The sequence below is a fragment of the Paenimyroides viscosum genome (genome assembly GCF_003858535.1).
Taxonomy (GTDB): domain Bacteria; phylum Bacteroidota; class Bacteroidia; order Flavobacteriales; family Flavobacteriaceae; genus Flavobacterium; species Flavobacterium viscosum.
This window is the reverse complement of the sequence record NZ_RQTJ01000007.1, coordinates 79337-100863: the sequence shown is the minus strand read 5'-3', so window position 1 is coordinate 100863 and position 21527 is coordinate 79337. Positions and strand designations below refer to the sequence as shown.

Sequence of the window (21527 nt, the reverse complement as noted above, 5' to 3'; positions counted from 1 at the left end):
CTTTTTTTATTCTATGTAAATGTCTTGTATTTTTAAATCTTCTAAATTAATGATGTAAGATTTTTTTTCAACGGTATCAAGTAAGGTAATGTCGTAGTTTTTTGACCATATTGATATTTCAGTAATCTTTAATTGATCATTAAATGATGTATTGTCATCAATTTTAAAAATTTGTAACGCTTTAGTGATTTCTTTTTTTAAAGATTCTTCGTTTGCAAGAACATCCAAAAATATCTTTTTTAGTTCAGGATTTAATTTTTTTGCACCGCCTTGTATATATACTATTATAGGGCTATCAAAGAGTGTTGCTGTAAAAGACCACAAAATTCGGTCTTTGTTAGAGATGTGGTAAGTTAAATCTCCAAAATCTGGGTCGTTTATCTGTTTTTCATAAACCATTTTTTGTGTAGTCATGAATTATTTATAGTACTAATGAAATAATATAACGCCCAATAGGTTTCAAATTTAAACATTTTAAATAGAGTAGTCTAACAATATTTGCTTTTTTTAAGTAGGTTTTTAATAGCCTTTTCAATAAATTATTTATTGATTTTGCTTTTTAATTAATTCCGTAAGTAGCTTTTTAGCACGTAAAATCTTAATTTTCACATTGTTTAAAGGCTCGTTGATTATTTCGGCAATTTCGTTATAGGTTCGTTCCTGAAAGTAGCGCAACTGAATAATCTGCTGATAATGTGGTTTTAACTGTTTAATGCAAAGTTTTAATGTTGCCAAATTTTGTTCGTAAATCAGCTGATCTTCCAACGTATCTTCATCTGCAAGCGTATCAAAAAGATATTCCTCGTTTTCGTTTAAATTGACAATATCATTGGTTTTTCGTCTTCTTATTAAATCAATATGAACATTTTTTGCAATAGCAATCAGCCACGTGTTAAACGCAAATTCGGTTTTATATTGCGAAAGTTTATCAAACGCTTTGGCAAAAGTTTCAATGGTAATATCTTCGGCATCGGTTTCATTTTCTGTTCTTTTCAATATAAAATGATACACTTCTGTCCAATAAATATCTAACAGGGCAGTGTAAGCAGTCTGACTTCCAGTTTTTGCATTTTCTATTAATATTGCAATTTCATTTGCAGGTGTTTGTGCCACGTTACGTTGTTCGTTTTTTGAAAAGATTTCCTAGAAATAGTTGAATTTGCATAAAGATATAAAACAAATCGAACACAGGAAAGTATAAAGCAAGATCGTTATAACGGAATTTTTTGGCTGCCTTGGCAAATAATATCCAGATAATAAGGTAACGTAAAAACACAATTGCAAGTGTTACATACCAATATTCAAGAGTTATAAAAGATGCTATTGCTGTTACAAAAAACAAAAACTGAAATAAATTAAAAAGTTTGATTTTAAACGCTGCCGATCCTTTAAGGTTTGATAATAATTGAATTTGTTGATTTTTGAATATCTTGAAATCTGTTTTATTTAAAGCTTTGGTTTCAATCATGGCATCAGCATGTTCACAAATAGTTGTGTTTTTTGATGTTGAAGCATCGTTCACAAAATATTCGTCCATAAACAAAGGCTTCTGCATATGATTGATAAAACCATTTACGTTGTAAAAATCTTCTTTTTTAAAGGCGATTTGCTGTAGATTTAAACTGTAAGGCTGACTGATTTTTGTCCAGGCAACTGACTGAATTTGCTGCATGGTATGAAAAAATCGTTGATATTTGTTGAAGAAACCTTTTTGTTTGCTGTAAAAAAACGATCCTAAAATAATGGTTTTGTTTAATGTAAAATGCGATGTTAACTGAACCAACCAATTGTTTGAATGTATTTTTTTATCGGCATCAATACAAACCAAATATTCATATTTGCTGGCTTTAATTGCCAAGGTTACCGCGTATTTTTTGTTGCCCCAGAAAGTTTCATTGTTTACTACATCGACAATTCTAATGTTTGGGTACATTAACGCATATTCTTTAATTAAATGTAGGGTATCATCGGTCGAGGCATTATTAACCAGAACCAATTCAAACTGATGGTAATTCTGATTCAGTAGAACAGGTAATAAACTTCGCAATTCATCACTGTTGTTTTTAGCGTATACAATAACCGAAACGGGGATGCGCTTGGCGTTGGTTTCGTGCGGTTTGCTGAATATTGATCCTGCAAAAATGCCTAAATAATATATCAGTAAAACAATAAATAAGCCTGCTAAAATATAAAGTAGTGTTAATGCCATAGGGTGTTTTAAATAACTGCAAAAATACTTTAAATGTTAACGAACTACAACTTTAAAAATTAAATAAATTGTTTATTTTGATAATCTGAATTAATATAGATTAAACAATTATCTATACATAAGTCGTCGCTTCGAGTAACGTAACGAAGTGAAGTGTATCGAGAAGTTTAAAGAATTATTTTTCAACAAGCTCGAACTGACGGAATCTAAAAATATACTAAATTTTCATATAATTTTTTTAAATAATGTTTACTTCGGGGTTAATTTCAATTCCGAATTTCTGCAAAACAGTTGCTTGCACGTATTTAGCCAGATTAATTAGTTCTTCGCCGGTTGCGTTGCCATAATTAACCAATACCAATGCTTGTTTTGTGTGTACACCGGCATCGCCTTTGCGATAACCTTTTAAACCAGCTTGTTCAATTAACCAGCCCGCCGGAACTTTTACTTGAGAATTGTTCACAGGATAATGCGGAATATCTGGATTTTTTTCTAATAAAGATTGATAAAAGTTTTTATCGATTACCGGGTTTTTAAAGAAACTGCCGCTGTTACCAATTTCTTTTGGATCGGGTAATTTTGATTGACGGATTGCGATTACCGCATTGCTCACATCTTTAATTGTTGGGTTTGATACATTCATAGCATCCAATTCCTGTTGAATGGCTCCGTAAGATGTATGCAAAGTATGTGGTACTTTTTTCAGTTTAAAAGTAACCGATGTGATAATGTATTTGTTTTTTAGTTTGTTTTTAAAAACACTTTCGCGGTAACCGAATTCGCATTCGGTATTTGAAAACGTTTCCATTTGCAAGTTTTCTAAATTTAAAGCAGTTAGACTGTGAAAAGTGTCTTTAATTTCTACGCCATAAGCACCGATGTTTTGAATAGGAGAGGACCCTACTTTCCCGGGAATAAGCGATAAATTTTCCAACCCGCCTAAATTTCTATTAACCGTGTTCAAAACAAAGTCGTGCCAAATTTCGCCTGCTTGTGCTTGTATCCAAACAAAATCATCTTCTTCGTTTACAACTTCAATTCCTTTGGTATTTAAATGTAAAACCAATGCATCAACATCTTTTGTAAGCAACATATTGCTTCCGCCACTTAAAATAAACAAAGGTAATTTGTTATTTTTTTGCTGAATAACCTGTTTTAGCTGATCTACCGAAGTAATATCAACAAAAGCGGTGGCATTTACACTGATCCCAAACGTATTGTAATTTTTTAATGACTGATTGAACTGCATAGCTGAAAATTTGTACAAATAAACGAAAAACCCTTTTTGTTTAGTTAGATATTTTAAAAATTTCGTAATCTAAATTGGTTTGCTTTACAATAAGCTCTGTGCGGTCTTCGTGCGTATCGGTTATAAACAATTGACCAAAAGTAGCGTTGTTTACCATTTCGATTATCTGCTGCACCCTATCGGCATCTAACTTATCAAAAATATCATCGAACAATAAAATAGGCAGCACGCCGCTTTGTTTCTTTATAAAATCGAACTGCGCCAGTTTTAAAGCGATCAATAAAGATTTTTGCTGACCTTGCGATCCGTATTTTTTAATGGAATGTCCGTTAATTTCAAACAATAAATCGTCTTTATGAATTCCTACCGATGTATATTGCAGCACGCGGTCTTTCTGTAAAAAATCAGTAAAAAGATCCAACAAAAGTTTTTCATGCAGCTGACTTTCGTACTTTATTTCTACCGATTCGCTGTTGCCGGTAATCTGTTGGTGGTATTTTTGAAAGATCGGATTAAATTCTTCGATAAATTCGCTGCGTTTCTTATGAATTTCAGTTCCTAAATTATGCAGTTGTTCGTTGTAAATTGTTAAAGTGTCGGTATCGAAAACTCGATTTAAAGCAAAATATTTCAGTAAAGCGTTGCGTTGCAACAATACTTTTTGGTATTGAATAAGATGCTGTAAATACTGACTATTTTGCTGTGAAATTACCAGATCAATAAACTTTCTTCGGGTTTCACTTCCTTCCGAAATCAAATCCTGATCGCTTGGTGAAATCATTACCAACGGAATCAAACCCACATGATCGGCAAACTTATCGTATATTTTTCCGTTGCGTTTTAAAACCTTTTTTTGTCCTTTCTTTAAACTGCACACAATTTGTTCGCGCTTGTCGGCTTTGTTAAAAACACCTTCAATCACAAAAAAATCTTCGTTGTGTTTAATATTTTGCAAAGCCACCGGATTAAAATAACTTTTGCCGAATGCCAGATAATAAATAGCATCGAGCAGGTTGGTTTTTCCCTGACCGTTTTTTCCTACAAAACAGTTGATTTTCTTGGTGAAATGCAGTGTTTTTTCGGGAATGTTTTTAAAATTAAGGATATGTATTTGCTCTAAATTCACAAAAGCAGTTTTATTAATTGAATTAAAAAGCAAATTTCTGAAAAATATATAACAAATAGACTTTTAAATTTGGATAAAAATCCTATTTTTGCCCAGATTAAAATTATTACATCGTTATGGCAACATATAATAAAAGAGGTTATAAACCAGAAAAACCAGAGGTAGAAAAAGAAGAAAACGTACACCAAGCGGTATTAAACGACAAAAGTGATACAGCAGAAGTGTTCAATACTTTAGATTCGTCTGCAAATAAAATAGGAAATTGGTTTACATTAAACCAGTCAAAAGTATTTTATGCAATTGGCGCATTGGCTGTTGTAGCAGTTGGTTATTTGGGATATAATAATTTTATTATGGAACCAAAAGAAGACGAAGCGGCTAACGAAATGTTTCAGGCACAGCAATTTTATGATCAAGCAATTAATGGTGAAGCTACAGATTCTTTATACAATTTGGCTTTAAATGGTGGTGAAGGTAAAATGGGCTTTTTAGGAATTGCCGATACATACAGCGGAACAAATGCAGCTAATTTGGCACATTACTACGCAGGAACATCATACCTTAATATGGGTAAATTTAAAGAAGCAATTACGCATTTAGAGCAGTTTAACTCTAAAGATTTGTTCTTAAAAGCAATGTCGTTAGGTGCAATTGGTGATGCTTTTTCTGAATTAAACCAACCAAACGAAGCTTTTGAATTTTACAAAAAAGCATCAGAACATACTCCAAACGAATTTTCTACGCCACGTTATGCTTACAAAGCAGGTTTAATGGCTATTGAATTAGGTAAGAAAGACGAAGCTTTGAAATTGTTTACCAATATTAAAGACAATTACAAAAGCTCGGTAGAAGCGGCAAATATTGATGTTTATTTAGGAATGGCTCAATAATTATGGCTACAGCTAATAAAAATTTATCAGAATACAACAAAGCCGATTTAATTGATGCAACAGAGTTGAAAATTGGTTTGGTTGTTTCGGAATGGAACGATAAAGTTACCAACGGTTTGTTTCAAGGTGCTTACGATGTATTGATTGATTGCGGAGCGAAACCTGAAAACATTGTACGTTGGAATGTTCCCGGAAGTTTTGAATTGATTTTTGGAAGCAAAAAAATGCACCAGTTAGAAGAGTTTGATGCTGTAATAGCCATTGGTTGTGTGATACAAGGCGAAACAAAACATTTTGATTTTGTTTGCGAAGGTGTTACCCAAGGCATTAAAGATTTAAACTTAATTTACGATGTACCAACTATTTTTTGTGTACTCACCGATAACAACGAACAACAATCGATTGACAGAAGTGGAGGAATCCACGGAAACAAAGGCACCGAAGCTGCGGTTGCCGCATTAAAAATGATCGCATTAAATAAATAATACTAAAGCTCTGAATTTTCAGAGCTTTTTTTATGCAGTTTCCTTTTATAGTTTGATTTGTTAAAAAAATAATTATATTTAATAAAATTTAGAAATTTATATAATTATGAAAAAAAATGTTTATTTATTATTTTTGATTATTGGTATAGTATCTTGTGATAAAGAGTGTTTTCAAAAACTTACTTTTAAAGAGGTTTCTGAAATAATGCCTAATAATTATATGTTTTTTACTAATAAGTTTAGTTCCTTCGTTAGTGGAAGTTATGGATTGTCTCCCTATATCTCAATGAAGATTCAAAAGAAGGAAGAAAAAACATCTGAACCCATAATTAATTATTTCTTTGATCCTGTACATAACAATGAAACCTATTCGTTTGTTACTAGTACCTTTTTAAAACAAGGAGATTATTTGGAAAAGTTTGTTGTCACTATTGAAGATGGGGAAAGAAAGGTTGGGTATTTAAGGTATTATCCTACAGTCGATTTTTCTTCTGAATTTTTTTCTGGAAAAGTAGAATTACTAAGTCTAAATGGAAAACAGATTTATGAAGCTTACATTGAAAAGGATGTAGTTATAAAAGATTCAATAATATATAGTCAATTGGATTGTGTTTTGAAGTTTTGGTCTGGATCTAAAACTTGTATTGGTAGAGATAAGCATAGACATGAAATAAATTGTAATGACTTCGAAGTTGTAAATAATTTGAAGAAATATTTTAATTTTAATTTATTTTGTAAGGATTTAATAATTAATACCCAAGAGATTTCTACACCGTTTCCTACAATTCTCATAGATTATAATCCTACAATAAAAAATCTAAAAAAAGTAAATAAATTTCACAGTAAAGAGATTCTCTTTATTGATTCTTTAACCGATAATTGTAAATTTTTTTTGGATCAGAATAAGAATATAAAAGGTTTTATATTAGCTTATTTGTGTAGTAGTAAATATTCAAGCGATAGTGTAACTACCGCAAAAAAGTTGATTGATTTTATAGTAAATGATGAAGTATTAGGTACACCAGATAATTTATTAACAGAATTCATTATTAAACAAACATTATTTCAATAATTATTATTTATATGGGTATTCTTTTTTCATTTTTGCTCTAAACAATGATAAATGAGAAAAGATTTATGAGGATGTTAATATTGTTTTTTAATCTAATACAAAAGCTCTGAAATTTTCAGGGCTTTTTTGTTTTCTTTAACTTTCTGCAAAGGGCATTGGTAAGTATAATCCCACATAAAATTGTATTTTTGTAAATCATTAAAAAAAGTACAACAATACATGTCAAGCGTTATACGTTTATTGCCCGATCACGTTGCCAACCAGATTGCCGCCGGCGAAGTGGTGCAAAGACCCGCATCGGTAGTTAAAGAATTACTCGAAAATGCCGTAGATGCAGGTGCAACAGCCATTAAACTGGTAATTAAAGATGCAGGTAAAACGCTGATTCAGGTAATTGATGACGGTAAAGGAATGAACGAAATTGATGCGCGTATGTGTTTTGAACGTCATGCAACATCAAAAATATCAATAGCCGAAGATTTATTCCAATTACAAACAAAAGGTTTTCGTGGCGAAGCATTGGCTTCTATTGCCGCAATTGCCCACGTTGAACTAAAATCTAAAGAACATATTTCCGAATTAGGAACGCATGTAATTATTGAAGGTAGTAAAATTGTATCTCAAGAAATTGCTGTTGTACCTAGCGGAACATCGTTTTCAGTTAAAAATCTATTTTTTAATATTCCTGCTCGACGAAATTTCTTGAAATCAGATCAGGTAGAATTACGCCACGTGATTGATGAGTTTGAGCGTGTTGCTTTGGCACATAACAACATTCAGTTTACTTTTATAAACAACGGTGCAGAACTATTCAATTTGCCGTCATCTAATTTCCGTCAGCGTATTGTTAATGTTTTTGGCGGAAAAACCAATGAAAAATTAGTTCCAGTTCAGGAAACCACAGAGATTGTAGAAGTTCATGGTTTTGTTGCAAAACCCGAATTTGCTAAAAAGAGCAGGGGAGAGCAATTCTTTTTTGTGAACGATCGATTTATAAAAAGTGGATATCTGCACCATGCCGTTACAGCTGCTTTTGAAGGTTTGTTGAAAGACGGAACGCACCCGAGTTACTTTTTGTATTTATCGTTGCCGCCAAACAGTATCGATATAAACATTCACCCAACAAAAACAGAAATTAAGTTTGACGACGAACAAGCTTTGTACGCTATTTTACGTGCAACAATAAAACACAGTTTGGGTCAGTTTAATGTTTCGCCGGTTTTGGATTTTCAGAAAGATGGTGATTTAGAAGTTCCTTATAGTTATGAAGGAACAAAATCTAACGAACCAACGGTTGCCATTGACACCTTTTTCAATCCGTTTGAAAGCATGAAATCGGCGAGTAACCTTGCAGGACAAATGGGTTCTAGCTTTAATCCGTTCGAAAGTGTCAAGCCAAAGACGTCGGGAAGTTCCTTTCAAAGCAATGCATCGTTTCAAGATCGTAAACATAAATCGGGCGGTTGGGAAACGTTGTACGAAGGTATTTCAGACGCAAAAGAAATCATTCTAACATCGGCAAATCATCAGTTTGATGAAGAAGTAATCACCGGATCGTTGTTTGATGACGATGCTTCGCAGCCAACCAATCATCAGCAATCGTATCAGTTTCAAAAAAAATACATCATTAGTCCGATAAAATCGGGCATGATTATTATAGACCAACGCAGGGCACATCAGCGAATTTTGTACGAACATTACATGCGTTCGTTCACGGTAAAGCAAAATGCAAGTCAGCAGCTATTGTTTCCTTTGTCTTTGTATTACGGTGTTTATGAAATGGAACTGCTTAAAAATCTACAGGACGAATTAATTCAAATGGGATTTTTATTCGATGAAATTTCTAACGAAAAAATTGTAATTTTAGGTATTCCGGTTTCGATTACTGAAAGCGAGGTTTCTATTGTTTTAGAAGATCTTTTAAACGATTTACAAGACGATACACCAACAAATGTTGATGTTTTACACGATAGAATTGCAAAATCGCTGGCACAGAGTTTGGCGGTAAAAACCGGCACGTATTTAAGCGATAAAGAACAAGAAAATATTGTAAACAGTTTGTTTGGATGCGAAGATCCGCAAACATCGCCCTTTGGCAAAACTACTTTTATTACCATGAAGGTAGAAGATATTGATAAAAAATTTATGTAATGAATCAGATTACTCCAGTAGTAAAACAATTATTAATTGTAAACGCAATATTATTTATAGCGGCTAATTTTTTTATGCCGATATTGAATGATTATTTCCCACTATACTATTTCCAAAATCCTGCATTTCAATTCTGGCAACCAATAACGCACATGTTTATGCATGGCGGTTTTTCGCATATTTTATTTAATATGTTTGCCTTATATTCATTTGGTTCGGTTTTGGAACAAATATGGGGTGGTAAAAAGTTTATACTTTTCTATATTTTATGTGGGTTAGGAGCAGCCGTTTTACATACAGCCGTTAATTTTTGGCAAATACATGATGTTGTAAGTACATTAACCTTAAATGGTTTTAATGAAAACGAAATATTTGCATTATTAAATAGCGGACAAATTGATACGCGTTGGCAAGAATATGTTACGCAAGATGGTATTCAAGCTTTAGGATCATCGTATTTATCAGTAGCGGTAGGCGCTTCGGGAGCTATTTACGGTTTATTAGTAGCGTTTGCTTTTATGTTTCCAAATGCAGGTTTAGGTTTACTTTTTATACCTGTACCAATTAAAGCTAAATATTTTGTACCAGGAGTTTTACTTTTAGATTTAGTTTTAGGATTTAAAGGTGCAGCTATTTTTGGATCAGGTGGAACAGGAATTGCTCATTTTGCACACATTGGTGGCGCTGTAGTAGGCTTTTTATTGATGTGGTTTTGGAAGAAAAAACAGTTCGATCAATTCCGTTGGGATAAATAATAAATTATGCAAAAGTTCGATATTAAGAATCTATCGGTTGAAGTAAAACTTATTATTGTAGTAAGCATAATAAGCGTTATTGTTATGCTTATGAAATTTGCCGATGCAGGTTTTTACAAAACAATTATCGAACAATTGGCGTTGTTTAGCAACTTTAAAATATTTAATTACCGTATTTGGCAGTTTGTTAGCTACAGTTTTTTGCATGCCGATGTTATGCATTTGCTGTTTAATATGTTAATGCTGTATCTTTTCAGCATGCTGTTTTTTACGTTTTTTAATAACAAGCAATTTCTTAAAGCCTATTTTTTAGGCGGTATTGCAGCCGGATTTTTCTATTTTTTAGTAGCGAATATTATAGGTCTGCAAAGTTATGTTGTAGGAGCATCGGGTGCTGTAATGGCTGTTTTTTTTACGGTTGTTGGATATAAACCTGATATGCGTGTAAATGTTATTATAACAACCATTCCAATATATTATATCGCTCTGTTATCTTTAGGATTAGATCTGTTTCAACTATTTTTTGATAATGCAGGCGGACATCTAGCTCACATTGGCGGAAGCATTTTTGGATTTTGCTACGGCAAATACTTGGGTGGATTTTCTGTAAGCAGTCTTAAAAAATCAAAAGTAAAAACCAATTTACGAACGGTTCATAATAAAATCAATCAAACTAAAAATAATTCTGCCGATAATAGCGTTCAAAAACAAATAGATGTTATCTTAGACAAAATTAGCAAATCGGGGTACGACAGTCTTACCAAAGAAGAAAAAGAATTTTTGTTTAAGCAAAAATAAGTTCATGAAACAATTAAAATGGTTTAATAAAATAGCTTATGCTTTAAACATAATGTTGGTGGTACTAACATTAATGGGTTATTTATTGCCATCAATGGCGCCTAAATTATTTCCGTTTTTATCTGTTCTTACCTTAATATTACCAACACTTTTAATACTAAATTTAGTATTTGTGGTGTATTGGGCAATTCAATTTAAAAAACAAGTTTTTTTATCAGTTGTTGTTTTTTTAATAGGATATACTTTCTTTACCAAATTCTATAAGTTCACATCGAAAAACGAAGAAGTAATAGAATCAGATTTTACCGTTTTAAGTTATAATGTTCGGTTGTTTAATTTGTTTAATTGGATGCCGAACGAAAACGTTGCCGAAAACATTAAACGTTTTATTGAAGAACAAAATCCGGATATCATTTGTTTTCAAGAATATTCCAAATCGGCAGATTATGAATTAGACGATTATAAGTTCCGACATATTATTATGCACGGAAACAAAATTAAAACGGGTCAGGCAATTTTTTCTAAATTCCGAATTATTGATGAAGGTGAAATTGCTTTACCAAATTCAGACAACAATGTAGTTTATGCCGATATCGTAAAAAATAAGGATACCATTCGCGTGTACAGTATTCATTTGCAATCGGTAAATATCAGTCCGGATATCAATGAGATTAACGAAAGTAAATCAAAACGAATTTTTAATCGATTAAGCGAAGCGTTTAAAGTTCAGCAATTACAGTCGGAATTGATCCAAGCACACATGGAAGATTTTAAAGGACATAAAATTATCTGTGGCGATATGAACAATACGGCGTTTTCATACGTTTATAAAAACATTATCGGCGATATGAATGATGCGTTTGTTGAAGCGGGCAAAGGTTTCGGAAAAACCTATAACTACAAATATTATCCTGCCCGAATTGATTATATTCTGGTTGATGAGGTGTTTGAAGTGAAAGAATTTAAAACTTTTAAAGATTTTAAAAATTCTGATCATTTTCCAATAATGGCACGATTGAATATGAAAGATAAAAAAAAGGATAACTAAAATGTTATCCTTTTTTATTGAATTATTTTTTTAAGTAAGTGAATACTTCTATACCTTCAGGTAATGGTTCGCCTTCTTCACTAATTAATTTAATTTTTAAATCACTAGCAGTTACAGAAATTACCTCTACTACCATAGTATAACCATCTTCTTCATCGACTAAAGTAACTTGTTTTGCAGCTGAATTGTACGCCCAAGTTCCATTATAATTGTATTGTGCACAATCAGTATCTTCATCATGATAAACTTCGTCCTTTACTCCACCAGTTTTTAATTCATAAAAATCATAATTGCAATCACCAGGTTTTAAATATTCTTCCAGAACTAAATTACCATTTTGATAAAATTCTCCTTTAACCATATTCCATTTACCAACTAAAGGGTCTTGAACAATTGGAGTTTGATCTTGTGGTTTGTCGTCATCACCACAACTAACTAAAGATAAAGACAATAATGCTGAGAAAAATACTATTTTTTTCATAAGTAAATATTATTAAATTTTCAGCAAAGATAGTTTTATAAATGAATAAAAAAAACATTTCCTGTTTTATAACTATAATTTACTGATTTCTAAATTAATATCATTCATGAAAATTTCATCGAAACGTTCAATATAAGGTTCGTTCATCTTATCGTTTTGCAGATATAATTCCTTTGCCTTTAAAAAATGTTGTTTTGCTTTTTCGGTATCATTTTTTAAAATATAAATCTGTCCGGCATAAAAGTTCAATTCGGCTTTTACACTATAGGGCATACTTAATTGTTCTTGTAAATAAAAAAGCGATTTGTCTAAATCATTCAATTTAAAATAACTCCGCGCCATATAGAAATTCGCTAGAAAGTCATCTTTTGGATTTACACCTTGCTCTTTAAGAAGGGTAAATAAATAATCAAACGTTTCAATGGCTTTTTTATATTCACCTAATTGATAGTACGCTTGCGCCTTTAAAAGCAAACACGATTCTCCATGACAGCTTTTATTAGGAATTTTACTTATTTCAATAATTTTGTCCACATCTTTAATGGTACTTTTGTAATCATGGTAAAAATACAACATGCTCCATGCTTTATATTCCAATGCAGCTGTTTTTCCGTTAGTAGTATCTATTGCTACAGCTTTATTTAGCATTTCCATAGCTTTTATGTGTTCGCCCGCTTTTTTATAGGAGTAAGATGCCCGCTGCATATATTCCACATGATCAGGAACAGCCAGTAAAGCACTGTCTTTATAAATTCGATGTAATTTTCCCGTTTGAAACCATGGATTAAATTTCATAGATTCTTCATGATAATAATCTGCCAATTTTGCGCGTTCTTCGGTTGAAAGATGTGCAAATGGATTTTCGCTTTTTGTTGATTTACAAGAAATAAAAATAATTGCGAGAAATATAAGTGTTAGGTTTTTTATGGACATAAATCTACAATTTTACCATCTTTAATTTTAAACATTAAAAACGCGTGAATATCATATTGATGGGAATTTATTACAAAATCGGGCCAGTCTTTTAAAAGAGCGATCTCATTTATTAAATGTTTTATAAGATCAGGGTTATAATTTGCAGGCTGATAAGATGTATCCATTTGTTTAACACCAAAACGCCCAATTTCTTTATTACAATTAATGGTAAAATGTATGGTTATGTATCCATTTCCTTTAGCTGAAGGTGCATTTTTGCCAATTTTTGATAAAATATAATTATTGCCTTTTGTGTAGGTGTAATCTCCGTTATAATACTCTTTGGGATGGGTATCTAAACAAACACTAAACTCTTTTTTGGCAATATGTTTCGAAGTTGATTTTTTAAATGTTTCGGTAATTTTTTCTAGTTGGTCGTAATGAACTAATGTAATAGTGTTTTTGTTTAATTTGATAATTTGATATAGTCTTTTGGTATCATTTTCTTTTGAGTGTCTAATTTCAAAAAAATGAAGGTTATTTTTTTTCTATCAATTTGTATGGAACACGCTCTTTTTCTACATACATTAATTTATTCTGTAAAAAATAATTATGTACAATTAAAAGTGAATCTTTTGAAAAGGTATATGATTTTTTTATTTTTAAATCGCTATTAGGACTGCTGAATGTTTTGTCTATTTGTGTTTCAAAGGTATTGTTTGATAGTGTTTCCAATATATCTTTAGAAATAGAAACATCTTTTACGGTTTTAAAAAAAGTGTAGTCTAAAACGGAACCATCATCATATATAAAATTAAGAATTAGCGATTCTCTATTTTTCTTAATGACTATATTTCCAATAGAATCTTTTGAAACTTTATTGTCTCTTAAAACTACATGTATTTCTTTTTTAGAATTAATCAGATAAATTGAATCATTTTTAAACTCAAGAAAGAAATTGGTAGGATAATTAATATTTTCAATAGCATATCCAGATACATACAAATCAGTTTCAGTCTTGTTTTGTGCCCAGCAAAAAGTAGCTGAAAAAAGAGAGAAAAATAGTACTAGTGTTTTTGTCATTTTGTTTTTATAAGTGTTTTCACGAAAATAGGAAGTAAATTTTTATAACAACTGCTTTTAACAAATATATAAGTGTTTTGTATATAAGTAAAAAGGAGATTTCAATCTGAAATCTCCTTTTCTTATTTTATTAAAGTTTGTTTTTTTAGATAGTCAACAGCGTGTCTGCCTTCGTTAAAAAGCAAATCTAAAATGCTTAAATTATTTAAAAAACCGTGCTTGTCGTTAAAAACCTGAATGTACTCATCAAAAACGTTTTCGTCTTTTTTACCGTTTGCAAGGTATCTGAAATCGGTTTGAGAAGGTTCTTTAAAATATTCGTCGGTTTTGGTGTACGGAATTTTTATACCTAAACAATCTGTTACAATTTCATGGGTTTCTAAATTTAGATCCATTAAAAAAGAGTGTTTTTTTTCAAAAAGCGGACGAATATCATCCTCAAAAAATTCAAAATAAGGTGATGTCCTGTAACCGGCTTCCAACGATTTAAAGTGTTGTTTTTGCCAGTTAAAATCGTTCTCTATTTTAACGTCGCGGTATTTTTGATTCGGTTCTGTACTGTGTTTAACCGGTATGTTTAACAATTGCAAACCGTTTGCACTGTAAATGTACATACGGTTGCGGTTTGTTTGTTTCTGGAAATTATCATCTGCCTCAAATACCACAGCATCAGCTTGAAGCATCGCTACAAAATGACTGACCGATGGAAAATAGGTGGGATGTACTAAAATACTCATTAATATTTATACTTTTTTGCCTTGCGTTTTTTAATGAAGCTGTAACCTGTCCAACCCACTAAAATAATTACGAAATAGATGAAGAAAGAGTGTGGTTTGCCTGTGCCGTGAACGGTTGTAAATAAACGCTCCCAACGAATTTTATCGAACAATTTACCCATTGGAACGTTAGGATCCATGCTCATCCAGATGAAAACCGGTTTTCCTACTATATGATCGGCAGGAACAAAGCCCCAATAACGGCTGTCTTCAGAATTATGACGGTTGTCTCCCATCATATAGTAATAATCTTGCTGAATGGTGTAGGTTGTTGCAGGTTGATCGTTAATAAAAATCGATCCGTTTTTAACTTCTAACTTGTTGTGTTCGTAATCGGTAATAATTCCTTTATATAAAGGCAATGTTTCGGTTGTTAACTGAACAACTTCACCTTTTGCAGGAATATGTATCGGACCTAAATTGTCGCGTGTCCAAGGTTTGTTATGAGGGAAAATAGCTAAAGTACTTGTTTTAAAAGGATGAAATTCAGATCCTTTCTCTACATTTCTTTTTACTTCGGTTATAGATGAAAGTTGTTTTAAACGTTCGGCGCCTTCTTCAGATAAAGCAAAAATTCTATAAGTATTTGTTGATAACTGCATTGCACCATCGGTAACTTTTAAATCATTAATTAAAAAATTAACATCTAAAGGAGCACCATTTGTTGTTACATCATAAGAATACTGAATCTTCGCACGATCGCCTAATTCCAATACTTTATTGTTTATGTATAAAACCCCGTCTTTAATCTCTAAATTATCACCAGGTAAACCAACGGTTCTTTTAACGTAGTTCGATTTTTTATCCATCGGCTTGTCAAAACGCTCCGATCCTCTGTATCCAAAATAAGGAATAGTATCAACAGGCCAGTTAAAAACCATAATGTCGTTGTGCTCTGGTTTTTCAAAACCAGGGAAACGCATTTCAGGTATCTGTGGAAATTTACTGTACGATTTTACTTTTGCCAACGGAATGGTATCATGTACCATTGGAAAAGCAATGGCTGTTTGCGGCACGCGTGCACCATAGTTCACTTTACTTACAAATAAGAAATCGCCTACAAGCAAGGTTTTTTCTAACGATGAAGTCGGAATAGTAAACGGCTGTATAAAAAACGTATGAATAATGGTTGCTACTATTACTGCAAATAATACAGAACTTACGGTTTCGCCAGCTTCGGTTTTTGGTTTTATACTTCGATTTTGTATGTAGGTAACGTTTTCAAAATAGTTAACATAATACACGTAAAAACCTAACGTTACTACGGCTAAAATGGTGTCTACAGTAGAGTTTTTACCAAAACTGCGTAAGGTTTCAACCCAAACAACCGGAAACATGATTAAGTTTACAATAGGAATAAACAGTAAAACAACCCACCATTTTGGTCGGTTAATTATCTGCATTAAAACAACTGCATTGTAAACAGGTACTGCTGCTTCCCATGCTTTTCTGCCTGCTTTTACATATAATTTCCAAGTGCCCAGAAAATGAATTACCTGAACTGCAAGGAAAAATAAAAACCATTCTGTAAATGTCATAACCTAAATATTTTTAACGAATATACTTTTTTTTATAAAATTACTTTTGCTCTGCAACAAAAATAACGAATGTTTTTTTACCACATAGTTTTTTATTGCTATTAGCTTTATTAATAAGGATACATAGATTTGTCTTTGACAAAATAAAACATAGTATTGATTAAGTTATTTTTTGTTTAGAAATTTCAATAATCTATGTGTTATATTTTTTGTCTTAACCTAAATTCAAAACATCTTTCATGGTAAAGATCCCTTTTTTGCCTAAAATCCATTCGGCTGCAATCACAGCGCCTAAGGCAAAGCCCTGACGTGAAAATGCGGTATGTTTTATTTCTATTTCATCAACGGCTGATTTATAAAAAACACTATGTGTTCCCGGGACATCTTCAATACGTTTGGCATCGATGTAGATTTCGTTGTCGTTTGCGTTATCCATTGTCCACTGCTTATAATCTGTTTCGGCAATGATTCCTTGCGCTAATGTAATGGCTGTTCCACTTGGGGCATCTAATTTTTGGGTATGATGAATTTCTTCCATCGATACATTATATTCTTTAATATTCGCCATTAGTTTTGCCAAATACGAATTCAGTTCAAAAAACAAATTGACACCTACGCTAAAGTTCGATCCGTATAAAAAAGCGCCGTTTTTTTCTTGACATAAATCCGTCATATCATTATAATGTTCCAACCAACCTGTTGTGCCCGAAACTACCGGAATATTGTGGTTAAAACACGTGCTGATATTTTCTGTTGCAGCTGTTGGAATACTGAAATCAATCGCCACATCGGCATATTCCAATCCGCTATAATCGTTTTCTTCTGTTTTTCTTAAAACTATTTCGTGTCCACGTTCTAAGGCAATTTTTTCAATTTCTTTGCCCATTCTTCCGTAGCCTAATAATGCTATTTTCATAATTAAAATCTGTAACTTACATTAACGTTAAAATGGTGTTGGTTAATTACGGGATTGTATTCTAAGTTTGGCTTAAAACTTAAATCTTCATCTACGTTAAACTGTTGTAAATGCGCATCTACATTGGCATCAACAATATTTAAAATATAAATTCCAATGGTAATAAATAGTGATAAATCGCGGTTTCGTTGTGCGTTTCGCTGAACAGTAGCTAATTGATCTTGTGTGTACGAACCTACTTTTGGATTGTCTGTTCTGTCAATACCGCGCAAGCGTAATTTGTATTCGTCGCGGGCACGTGTATATTTTTTTTGGTTATCAATATAAAAATACGTGCTTGCACCCATTCCGCCGTAAACCAAAGGAATTTTCCAATAACTTTTGTTGTAATACTGACCCAAACCCGGTAAAATTGCCGAATAAAAAGCCGCTTTAGCTGGCGCCAAAGGGTTTAACGCCTGTGCAGTTAATTTAGGTAATTGGGGCTGAACCACTTTTAAGGTGTCATTTTGTGCCCAAACAGTTCCAAAAAACAAACCGAAAGCAATTATATAGAACTTAGAAAACACTATTTGTTTAAAAGTTTAATGATACGTTCTAAATCTTCTGCTGAATGAAAAGGTACATTGATGGCACCTTTACCGTTTGCTGCAATTTTTACATCTACTTTAGCTCCGAAAAACTCTGTAAATATTTTACGTTGCGAATCTGAAATTGTGTATGTGATTTTTTTCTTTACAGGAACACTTCCATTATTCAGCAAACCTTCCTGATAAGCTTTTACCAAGGCTTCGGTTTCGCGAACAGATAAATTTTCTTTGATGATTTTGTGGTAGATATCTGTCTGTGCATCGTGATCTTCAATATTGATAATTGCTCTACCGTGCCCCATAGAGATAAATCCGTCGCGGATACCGCTTTGAATAATCGGATCTAAACGCAACAAACGTAGATAATTGGTAATAGTCGATCTTTTTTTACCAACACGGTCGCTCATTTGTTCCTGTGTTAGCTGAATTTCGTCGATCAATCGTTGGTACGACATTGCAATTTCAATAGGATCCAAATCATGGCGCTGAATATTTTCAACCAATGCCATTACAAGCGATTCGTTATCATTTGCAATACGAATGTACGCCGGAATAGTCTGTAAACCAGCTAGTTTTGAAGCACGTAAACGACGTTCACCCGAAATTAATTCGTATTTATTAAAATCGATTTTACGAACCGTAATAGGCTGTATAACACCTAGTTCTTTAATAGATGTTGCAAGTTCTTTTAAGGTTTCTTCGTTAAAATTTGTTCTTGGCTGAAAAGGATTTACTTTGATAAAATCTAATTCCAATTCAATGATATTTCCAACAACTTTATCGGCGTTTGTATCTTCTATTGATTTGATATCGTTAGAAGGATCTTTTAAAAGTGCCGATAAACCGCGACCTAACGCTTGTTTTTTAACTGCTTTTGCCATTAGTTGTTAGGGTTTTTCTTAATAATTTCCTGTGCCAAACTTAAATAGTTGCTTGCGCCTTTACTTGCCGCATCGTAATTAATGATGCTTTCGCCGAACGACGGAGCCTCGCTTAATTTTACGTTACGCTGAATAACGGTTTCAAAAACCATGTCGTTAAAGTGTTTCTGAACTTCATCTACCACTTGGTTTGATAAACGTAAACGAGAATCGTACATGGTTAAAAGCAATCCTTCGATATCTAAATTCGGGTTGTGAATTTTTTGAACGCTTTTAATGGTATTCAGCAATTTTCCCAAACCTTCTAAAGCAAAATATTCGCATTGAATTGGGATCACAACAGAATCTGCAGCTGTTAAAGCATTCAGTGTTAGCAATCCTAACGATGGTGCACAGTCGATAATAATATAATCGTATTTATCTTTAATCGAAGCCAGTGCCTGTTTCAGCATGTACTCGCGATTTTCTTTATCTACTAATTCAATTTCAATGGCTACCAGGTCAATATGCGCCGGAATGATATCGACATTCGGAGCCGAACATTCTATTGCAGCATCCTTTGGTAGTACACTGTGTTCTAAAATTTGATAGGTTCCTGCTTCAACCGATTCAACATCAATACCTAAACCAGAAGTAGCATTTGCTTGCGGATCGGCATCAATCAATAATACTTTTTTTTCTAAAGCACCCAAAGATGCTGCTAAATTAACAGAAGTGGTAGTTTTTCCGACACCACCTTTTTGATTCGCTATAGCAATGATTTTACCCATTCTTTCTTTACAAAAATTTGAAGTGTAAAAATACAATTAATTATCTTAACTAAAAATGCTAATGATATTTTATGCTGCCTTTTTAAGACGATTTTGGCTAATAACCGTGTATTGTGTTTAAATTCAATTTGTAATAACATACTAAACATTTAGGCTTCACGTTAAATTAACATTAATACGTTGCGGCTGATTCTTACAACAACGGTTTCAATTTATATATTTGCACCTTTAAAAAATAAAAATGTATTTTAAAAGATTGATTTTTATTGTGTTATTTGTTTGTGGAATAGGTTGTTATTCACAAACAGATTCATTGACTTTTGAACGAAATTCTTTTGAAATTGATGATCTACCGAAAGATAGTTTAACGGAAACTGAAGTTTTTGCCGATTCGCTATATACAATGCCCAAGAAAACACCGGATATTATTCGAATTACCGATGCTTTTTTATACACGCTTTCGTCGCCTGTTCGCTGGCAGAAAGATGATCTGCTGACTTTTGGAGCAACTTTGGGCGGAACGGCATTATTGTCGCTTGCCGATAAACCTGTGAACGAATTTATGAACAGAGATCAGGGGAAATTTGTCAATAAATTAGGCGATTTTGGATACCGAAACGGAAAACCTTACGCGGCAGTTATTGTTGCAGGTGGATTTTATGCAACCGGTTGGATTATTAATGATGAATGGACAAAGGAAACGGCTGCGATACTAACATCGGCTTACGCAACATCGGGTGTTTTGCAAACTGCCATGAAAAAAATTGTGGGTAGAGCCCGACCAACAGAAGGGTTTGGGAATTACGAATTCAGACCTTTTAGAAACGATCCTGGATTTAGTTCTTTTCCATCGGGACATTCGCAAATTGCTTTTGTTACCGCATTTGTTTTGGCAGAAAGGGTAGAGCAACCTTGGTTAAAAGGACTTTTTTATACGGGTGCTGCGGTAACTATGGCTAGCCGAATGTATGCAAATGCCCATTGGGTAAGCGATGTAGCTTTTGGTGGAATTCTGGCATATTTTTGTACCAAAACGGTTATTAAACGTTTTGAACAAACGAAATACCAAAATCCGTGGGAAAAATACCAGAAGAAACACATTACGTGGAATTTTTCTGTTACAGGTAACGGAATTGGTTTAATTGGAACTTTTTAGGATAAATTTATTTAACTCTTTTGATATGGTGACTATTTCTCACGTCCGATTTTAAGGTGACGCCAAACTGCTATTACGTTTGTGTCTGCGTGATGTTCTTCTGGATTGTTTTCAAATAGTCTTTTTTGAATATCTTTTGATTTATCTAAACTATTCAATAACCCTTTATTATTCAATTCGCTTGGTAGAAAAGTTTCATCAAATCCTCCACAGTTAGTTAAAGCACTTATTGAAAAATCTTGATCTAATAAATCATATCCAATGAATTCATATTCTTCAAGTATTATATAAGAGCATTCATATTCAGGTTCAACTAAAACAGCTAATAAATTGAACTTTTCTTTTTTAGATGATTTACTGATTACGTAATCAATATTATTATAAAATCCGGTTTGAACTAAATCGACAATATGAATAGATTTCCAGTCTTCTTCATTATCATAATTTGGTTCCACTAAATCTTCATTTAACATTGCATCAAGCGAAACTAGTTCGTCAAGTTGGAAAATTTTAGACCAATTTTTATATTTTTCCCAAGAGAATTTTTCATAATTATTTTCATCATATTTTCCTCTTGCTGCGAAAAGTAGATTCATTTGTAATTTGCTTTTATATTTTTTCAAAACAGCTCATTTGAG

General features: G+C 32.6%; 24 protein-coding genes. 8 read left to right on the top strand and 16 right to left on the bottom strand.

The genetic code is table 11. The features are described from left to right. Nucleotides 1–6: 6 nt before the first annotated feature. The 5 genes from EG242_RS04860 to recF all read right to left on the bottom strand — a co-directional run bounded on the left by EG242_RS04860 (nucleotide 7) and on the right by recF (nucleotide 4584). Nucleotides 7–414 carry a hypothetical protein gene (locus EG242_RS04860; protein WP_124898782.1) on the bottom strand — a complete coding sequence of 136 codons (408 nt, stop codon included), beginning with the start codon at nucleotides 412–414 and terminating at the stop codon, nucleotides 7–9. A gap of 129 nt (nucleotides 415–543) precedes the next feature. Next, nucleotides 544–1113, bottom strand: a complete 570-nt coding sequence (locus EG242_RS04855; RefSeq protein ID WP_235831869.1) for an RNA polymerase sigma factor — start codon at nucleotides 1111–1113, stop codon at nucleotides 544–546. Nucleotide 1114: 1 nt separating this feature from the next. Continuing rightward, on the bottom strand, nucleotides 1115–2209 hold the full coding sequence (locus EG242_RS04850; RefSeq protein ID WP_124898781.1) for a glycosyltransferase: 1095 nt from the start codon (nucleotides 2207–2209) through the stop codon (nucleotides 1115–1117). Nucleotides 2210–2447: 238 nt separating this feature from the next. Continuing rightward, entirely contained in the window at nucleotides 2448–3458 is a 1011-nt protein-coding gene (murB, locus tag EG242_RS04845) for a UDP-N-acetylmuramate dehydrogenase (RefSeq protein ID WP_124898780.1), read from the bottom strand. 40 nt (nucleotides 3459–3498) lie between these two features. Beyond that, nucleotides 3499–4584 (bottom strand): DNA replication/repair protein RecF, encoded by a 1086-nt coding sequence (recF, locus tag EG242_RS04840; protein ID WP_124898779.1) that lies wholly within the window; start codon nucleotides 4582–4584, stop codon nucleotides 3499–3501. A gap of 116 nt (nucleotides 4585–4700) precedes the next feature. Between recF and EG242_RS04835 the strand changes: the two genes are divergently transcribed. The 7 genes from EG242_RS04835 (at nucleotide 4701) to EG242_RS04805 (ending at nucleotide 11783) form a co-directional block, all read left to right on the top strand. Then, nucleotides 4701–5474, top strand: coding sequence for a tetratricopeptide repeat protein (locus EG242_RS04835; protein WP_124898778.1), 774 nt, complete (start codon nucleotides 4701–4703; stop codon nucleotides 5472–5474). A gap of 2 nt (nucleotides 5475–5476) precedes the next feature. Then, nucleotides 5477–5959, top strand: coding sequence for a 6,7-dimethyl-8-ribityllumazine synthase (gene ribH / locus EG242_RS04830; protein WP_124898777.1), 483 nt, complete (start codon nucleotides 5477–5479; stop codon nucleotides 5957–5959). Between the two features lie 106 nt (nucleotides 5960–6065). After that, nucleotides 6066–7031, top strand: a complete 966-nt coding sequence (locus EG242_RS04825; protein ID WP_124898776.1) for a hypothetical protein — start codon at nucleotides 6066–6068, stop codon at nucleotides 7029–7031. Nucleotides 7032–7250: 219 nt separating this feature from the next. Next, a complete protein-coding gene (gene mutL, locus EG242_RS04820) occupies nucleotides 7251–9182 on the top strand; it encodes a DNA mismatch repair endonuclease MutL (RefSeq protein ID WP_124898775.1) in 1932 nt (643 codons plus the stop codon). Continuing rightward, nucleotides 9182–9937, top strand: coding sequence for a rhomboid family intramembrane serine protease (locus tag EG242_RS04815; RefSeq protein WP_124898774.1), 756 nt, complete (start codon nucleotides 9182–9184; stop codon nucleotides 9935–9937). The genes mutL and EG242_RS04815 overlap by 1 nt, the downstream gene beginning before the upstream one ends. Nucleotides 9938–9943: 6 nt before the next feature. Continuing rightward, entirely contained in the window at nucleotides 9944–10735 is a 792-nt protein-coding gene (locus tag EG242_RS04810) for a rhomboid family protein (protein ID WP_124898773.1), read from the top strand. A gap of 4 nt (nucleotides 10736–10739) precedes the next feature. Further along, nucleotides 10740–11783: an endonuclease/exonuclease/phosphatase family protein gene (locus EG242_RS04805; protein ID WP_124898772.1), complete on the top strand. Its 1044-nt coding sequence runs from the start codon at nucleotides 10740–10742 to the stop codon at nucleotides 11781–11783. 22 nt (nucleotides 11784–11805) lie between these two features. Here the strand turns inward: EG242_RS04805 and EG242_RS04800 are convergent, their stop codons facing one another. The 10 genes from EG242_RS04800 to EG242_RS04760 form a co-directional block, all read right to left on the bottom strand. Next, the gene (locus EG242_RS04800) at nucleotides 11806–12264 is read right to left on the bottom strand and encodes a lipocalin family protein (protein ID WP_124898771.1); all 459 of its coding nucleotides are present in this window, start codon (nucleotides 12262–12264) and stop codon (nucleotides 11806–11808) included. Between the two features lie 72 nt (nucleotides 12265–12336). Continuing rightward, a complete protein-coding gene (locus tag EG242_RS04795; RefSeq protein WP_124898770.1) occupies nucleotides 12337–13197 on the bottom strand; it encodes a tetratricopeptide repeat protein in 861 nt (286 codons plus the stop codon). Next, entirely contained in the window at nucleotides 13188–13364 is a 177-nt protein-coding gene (locus tag EG242_RS14815) for a hypothetical protein (protein ID WP_158608844.1), read from the bottom strand. Before EG242_RS14815 ends, EG242_RS04795 begins: the two co-directional genes overlap by 10 nt. Before the next feature lie 352 nt (nucleotides 13365–13716). Next, nucleotides 13717–14262: a hypothetical protein gene (locus tag EG242_RS04790; RefSeq protein ID WP_124898769.1), complete on the bottom strand. Its 546-nt coding sequence runs from the start codon at nucleotides 14260–14262 to the stop codon at nucleotides 13717–13719. Nucleotides 14263–14384: 122 nt separating this feature from the next. Then, nucleotides 14385–14999: a WbqC family protein gene (locus EG242_RS04785; RefSeq protein ID WP_124898768.1), complete on the bottom strand. Its 615-nt coding sequence runs from the start codon at nucleotides 14997–14999 to the stop codon at nucleotides 14385–14387. Beyond that, nucleotides 14999–16576 carry a signal peptidase I gene (lepB, locus tag EG242_RS04780; protein WP_124898767.1) on the bottom strand — a complete coding sequence of 526 codons (1578 nt, stop codon included), beginning with the start codon at nucleotides 16574–16576 and terminating at the stop codon, nucleotides 14999–15001. The genes EG242_RS04785 and lepB overlap by 1 nt, the downstream gene beginning before the upstream one ends. 214 nt (nucleotides 16577–16790) lie before the next feature. Next, nucleotides 16791–17492, bottom strand: coding sequence for a 4-hydroxy-tetrahydrodipicolinate reductase (dapB, locus tag EG242_RS04775; RefSeq protein WP_124898766.1), 702 nt, complete (start codon nucleotides 17490–17492; stop codon nucleotides 16791–16793). Between the two features lie 2 nt (nucleotides 17493–17494). Next, nucleotides 17495–18061, bottom strand: coding sequence for a DUF5683 domain-containing protein (locus EG242_RS04770; protein ID WP_235831868.1), 567 nt, complete (start codon nucleotides 18059–18061; stop codon nucleotides 17495–17497). Then, a complete protein-coding gene (locus EG242_RS04765) occupies nucleotides 18061–18963 on the bottom strand; it encodes a ParB/RepB/Spo0J family partition protein (protein WP_124898765.1) in 903 nt (300 codons plus the stop codon). The genes EG242_RS04770 and EG242_RS04765 overlap by 1 nt, the downstream gene beginning before the upstream one ends. Then, a complete protein-coding gene (locus EG242_RS04760) occupies nucleotides 18963–19733 on the bottom strand; it encodes a ParA family protein (RefSeq protein WP_124898764.1) in 771 nt (256 codons plus the stop codon). The genes EG242_RS04765 and EG242_RS04760 overlap by 1 nt, the downstream gene beginning before the upstream one ends. 241 nt (nucleotides 19734–19974) lie before the next feature. On the opposite strand from EG242_RS04760, the gene EG242_RS04755 reads away from it, so the two are divergent. Further along, nucleotides 19975–20889: a phosphatase PAP2 family protein gene (locus tag EG242_RS04755; protein WP_124898763.1), complete on the top strand. Its 915-nt coding sequence runs from the start codon at nucleotides 19975–19977 to the stop codon at nucleotides 20887–20889. Nucleotides 20890–20921: 32 nt separating this feature from the next. Here EG242_RS04755 and EG242_RS04750 read toward each other — a convergent pair whose 3' ends face one another. Beyond that, nucleotides 20922–21512 (bottom strand): hypothetical protein, encoded by a 591-nt coding sequence (locus EG242_RS04750; RefSeq protein WP_235831867.1) that lies wholly within the window; start codon nucleotides 21510–21512, stop codon nucleotides 20922–20924. Nucleotides 21513–21527 lie beyond the last annotated feature (15 nt).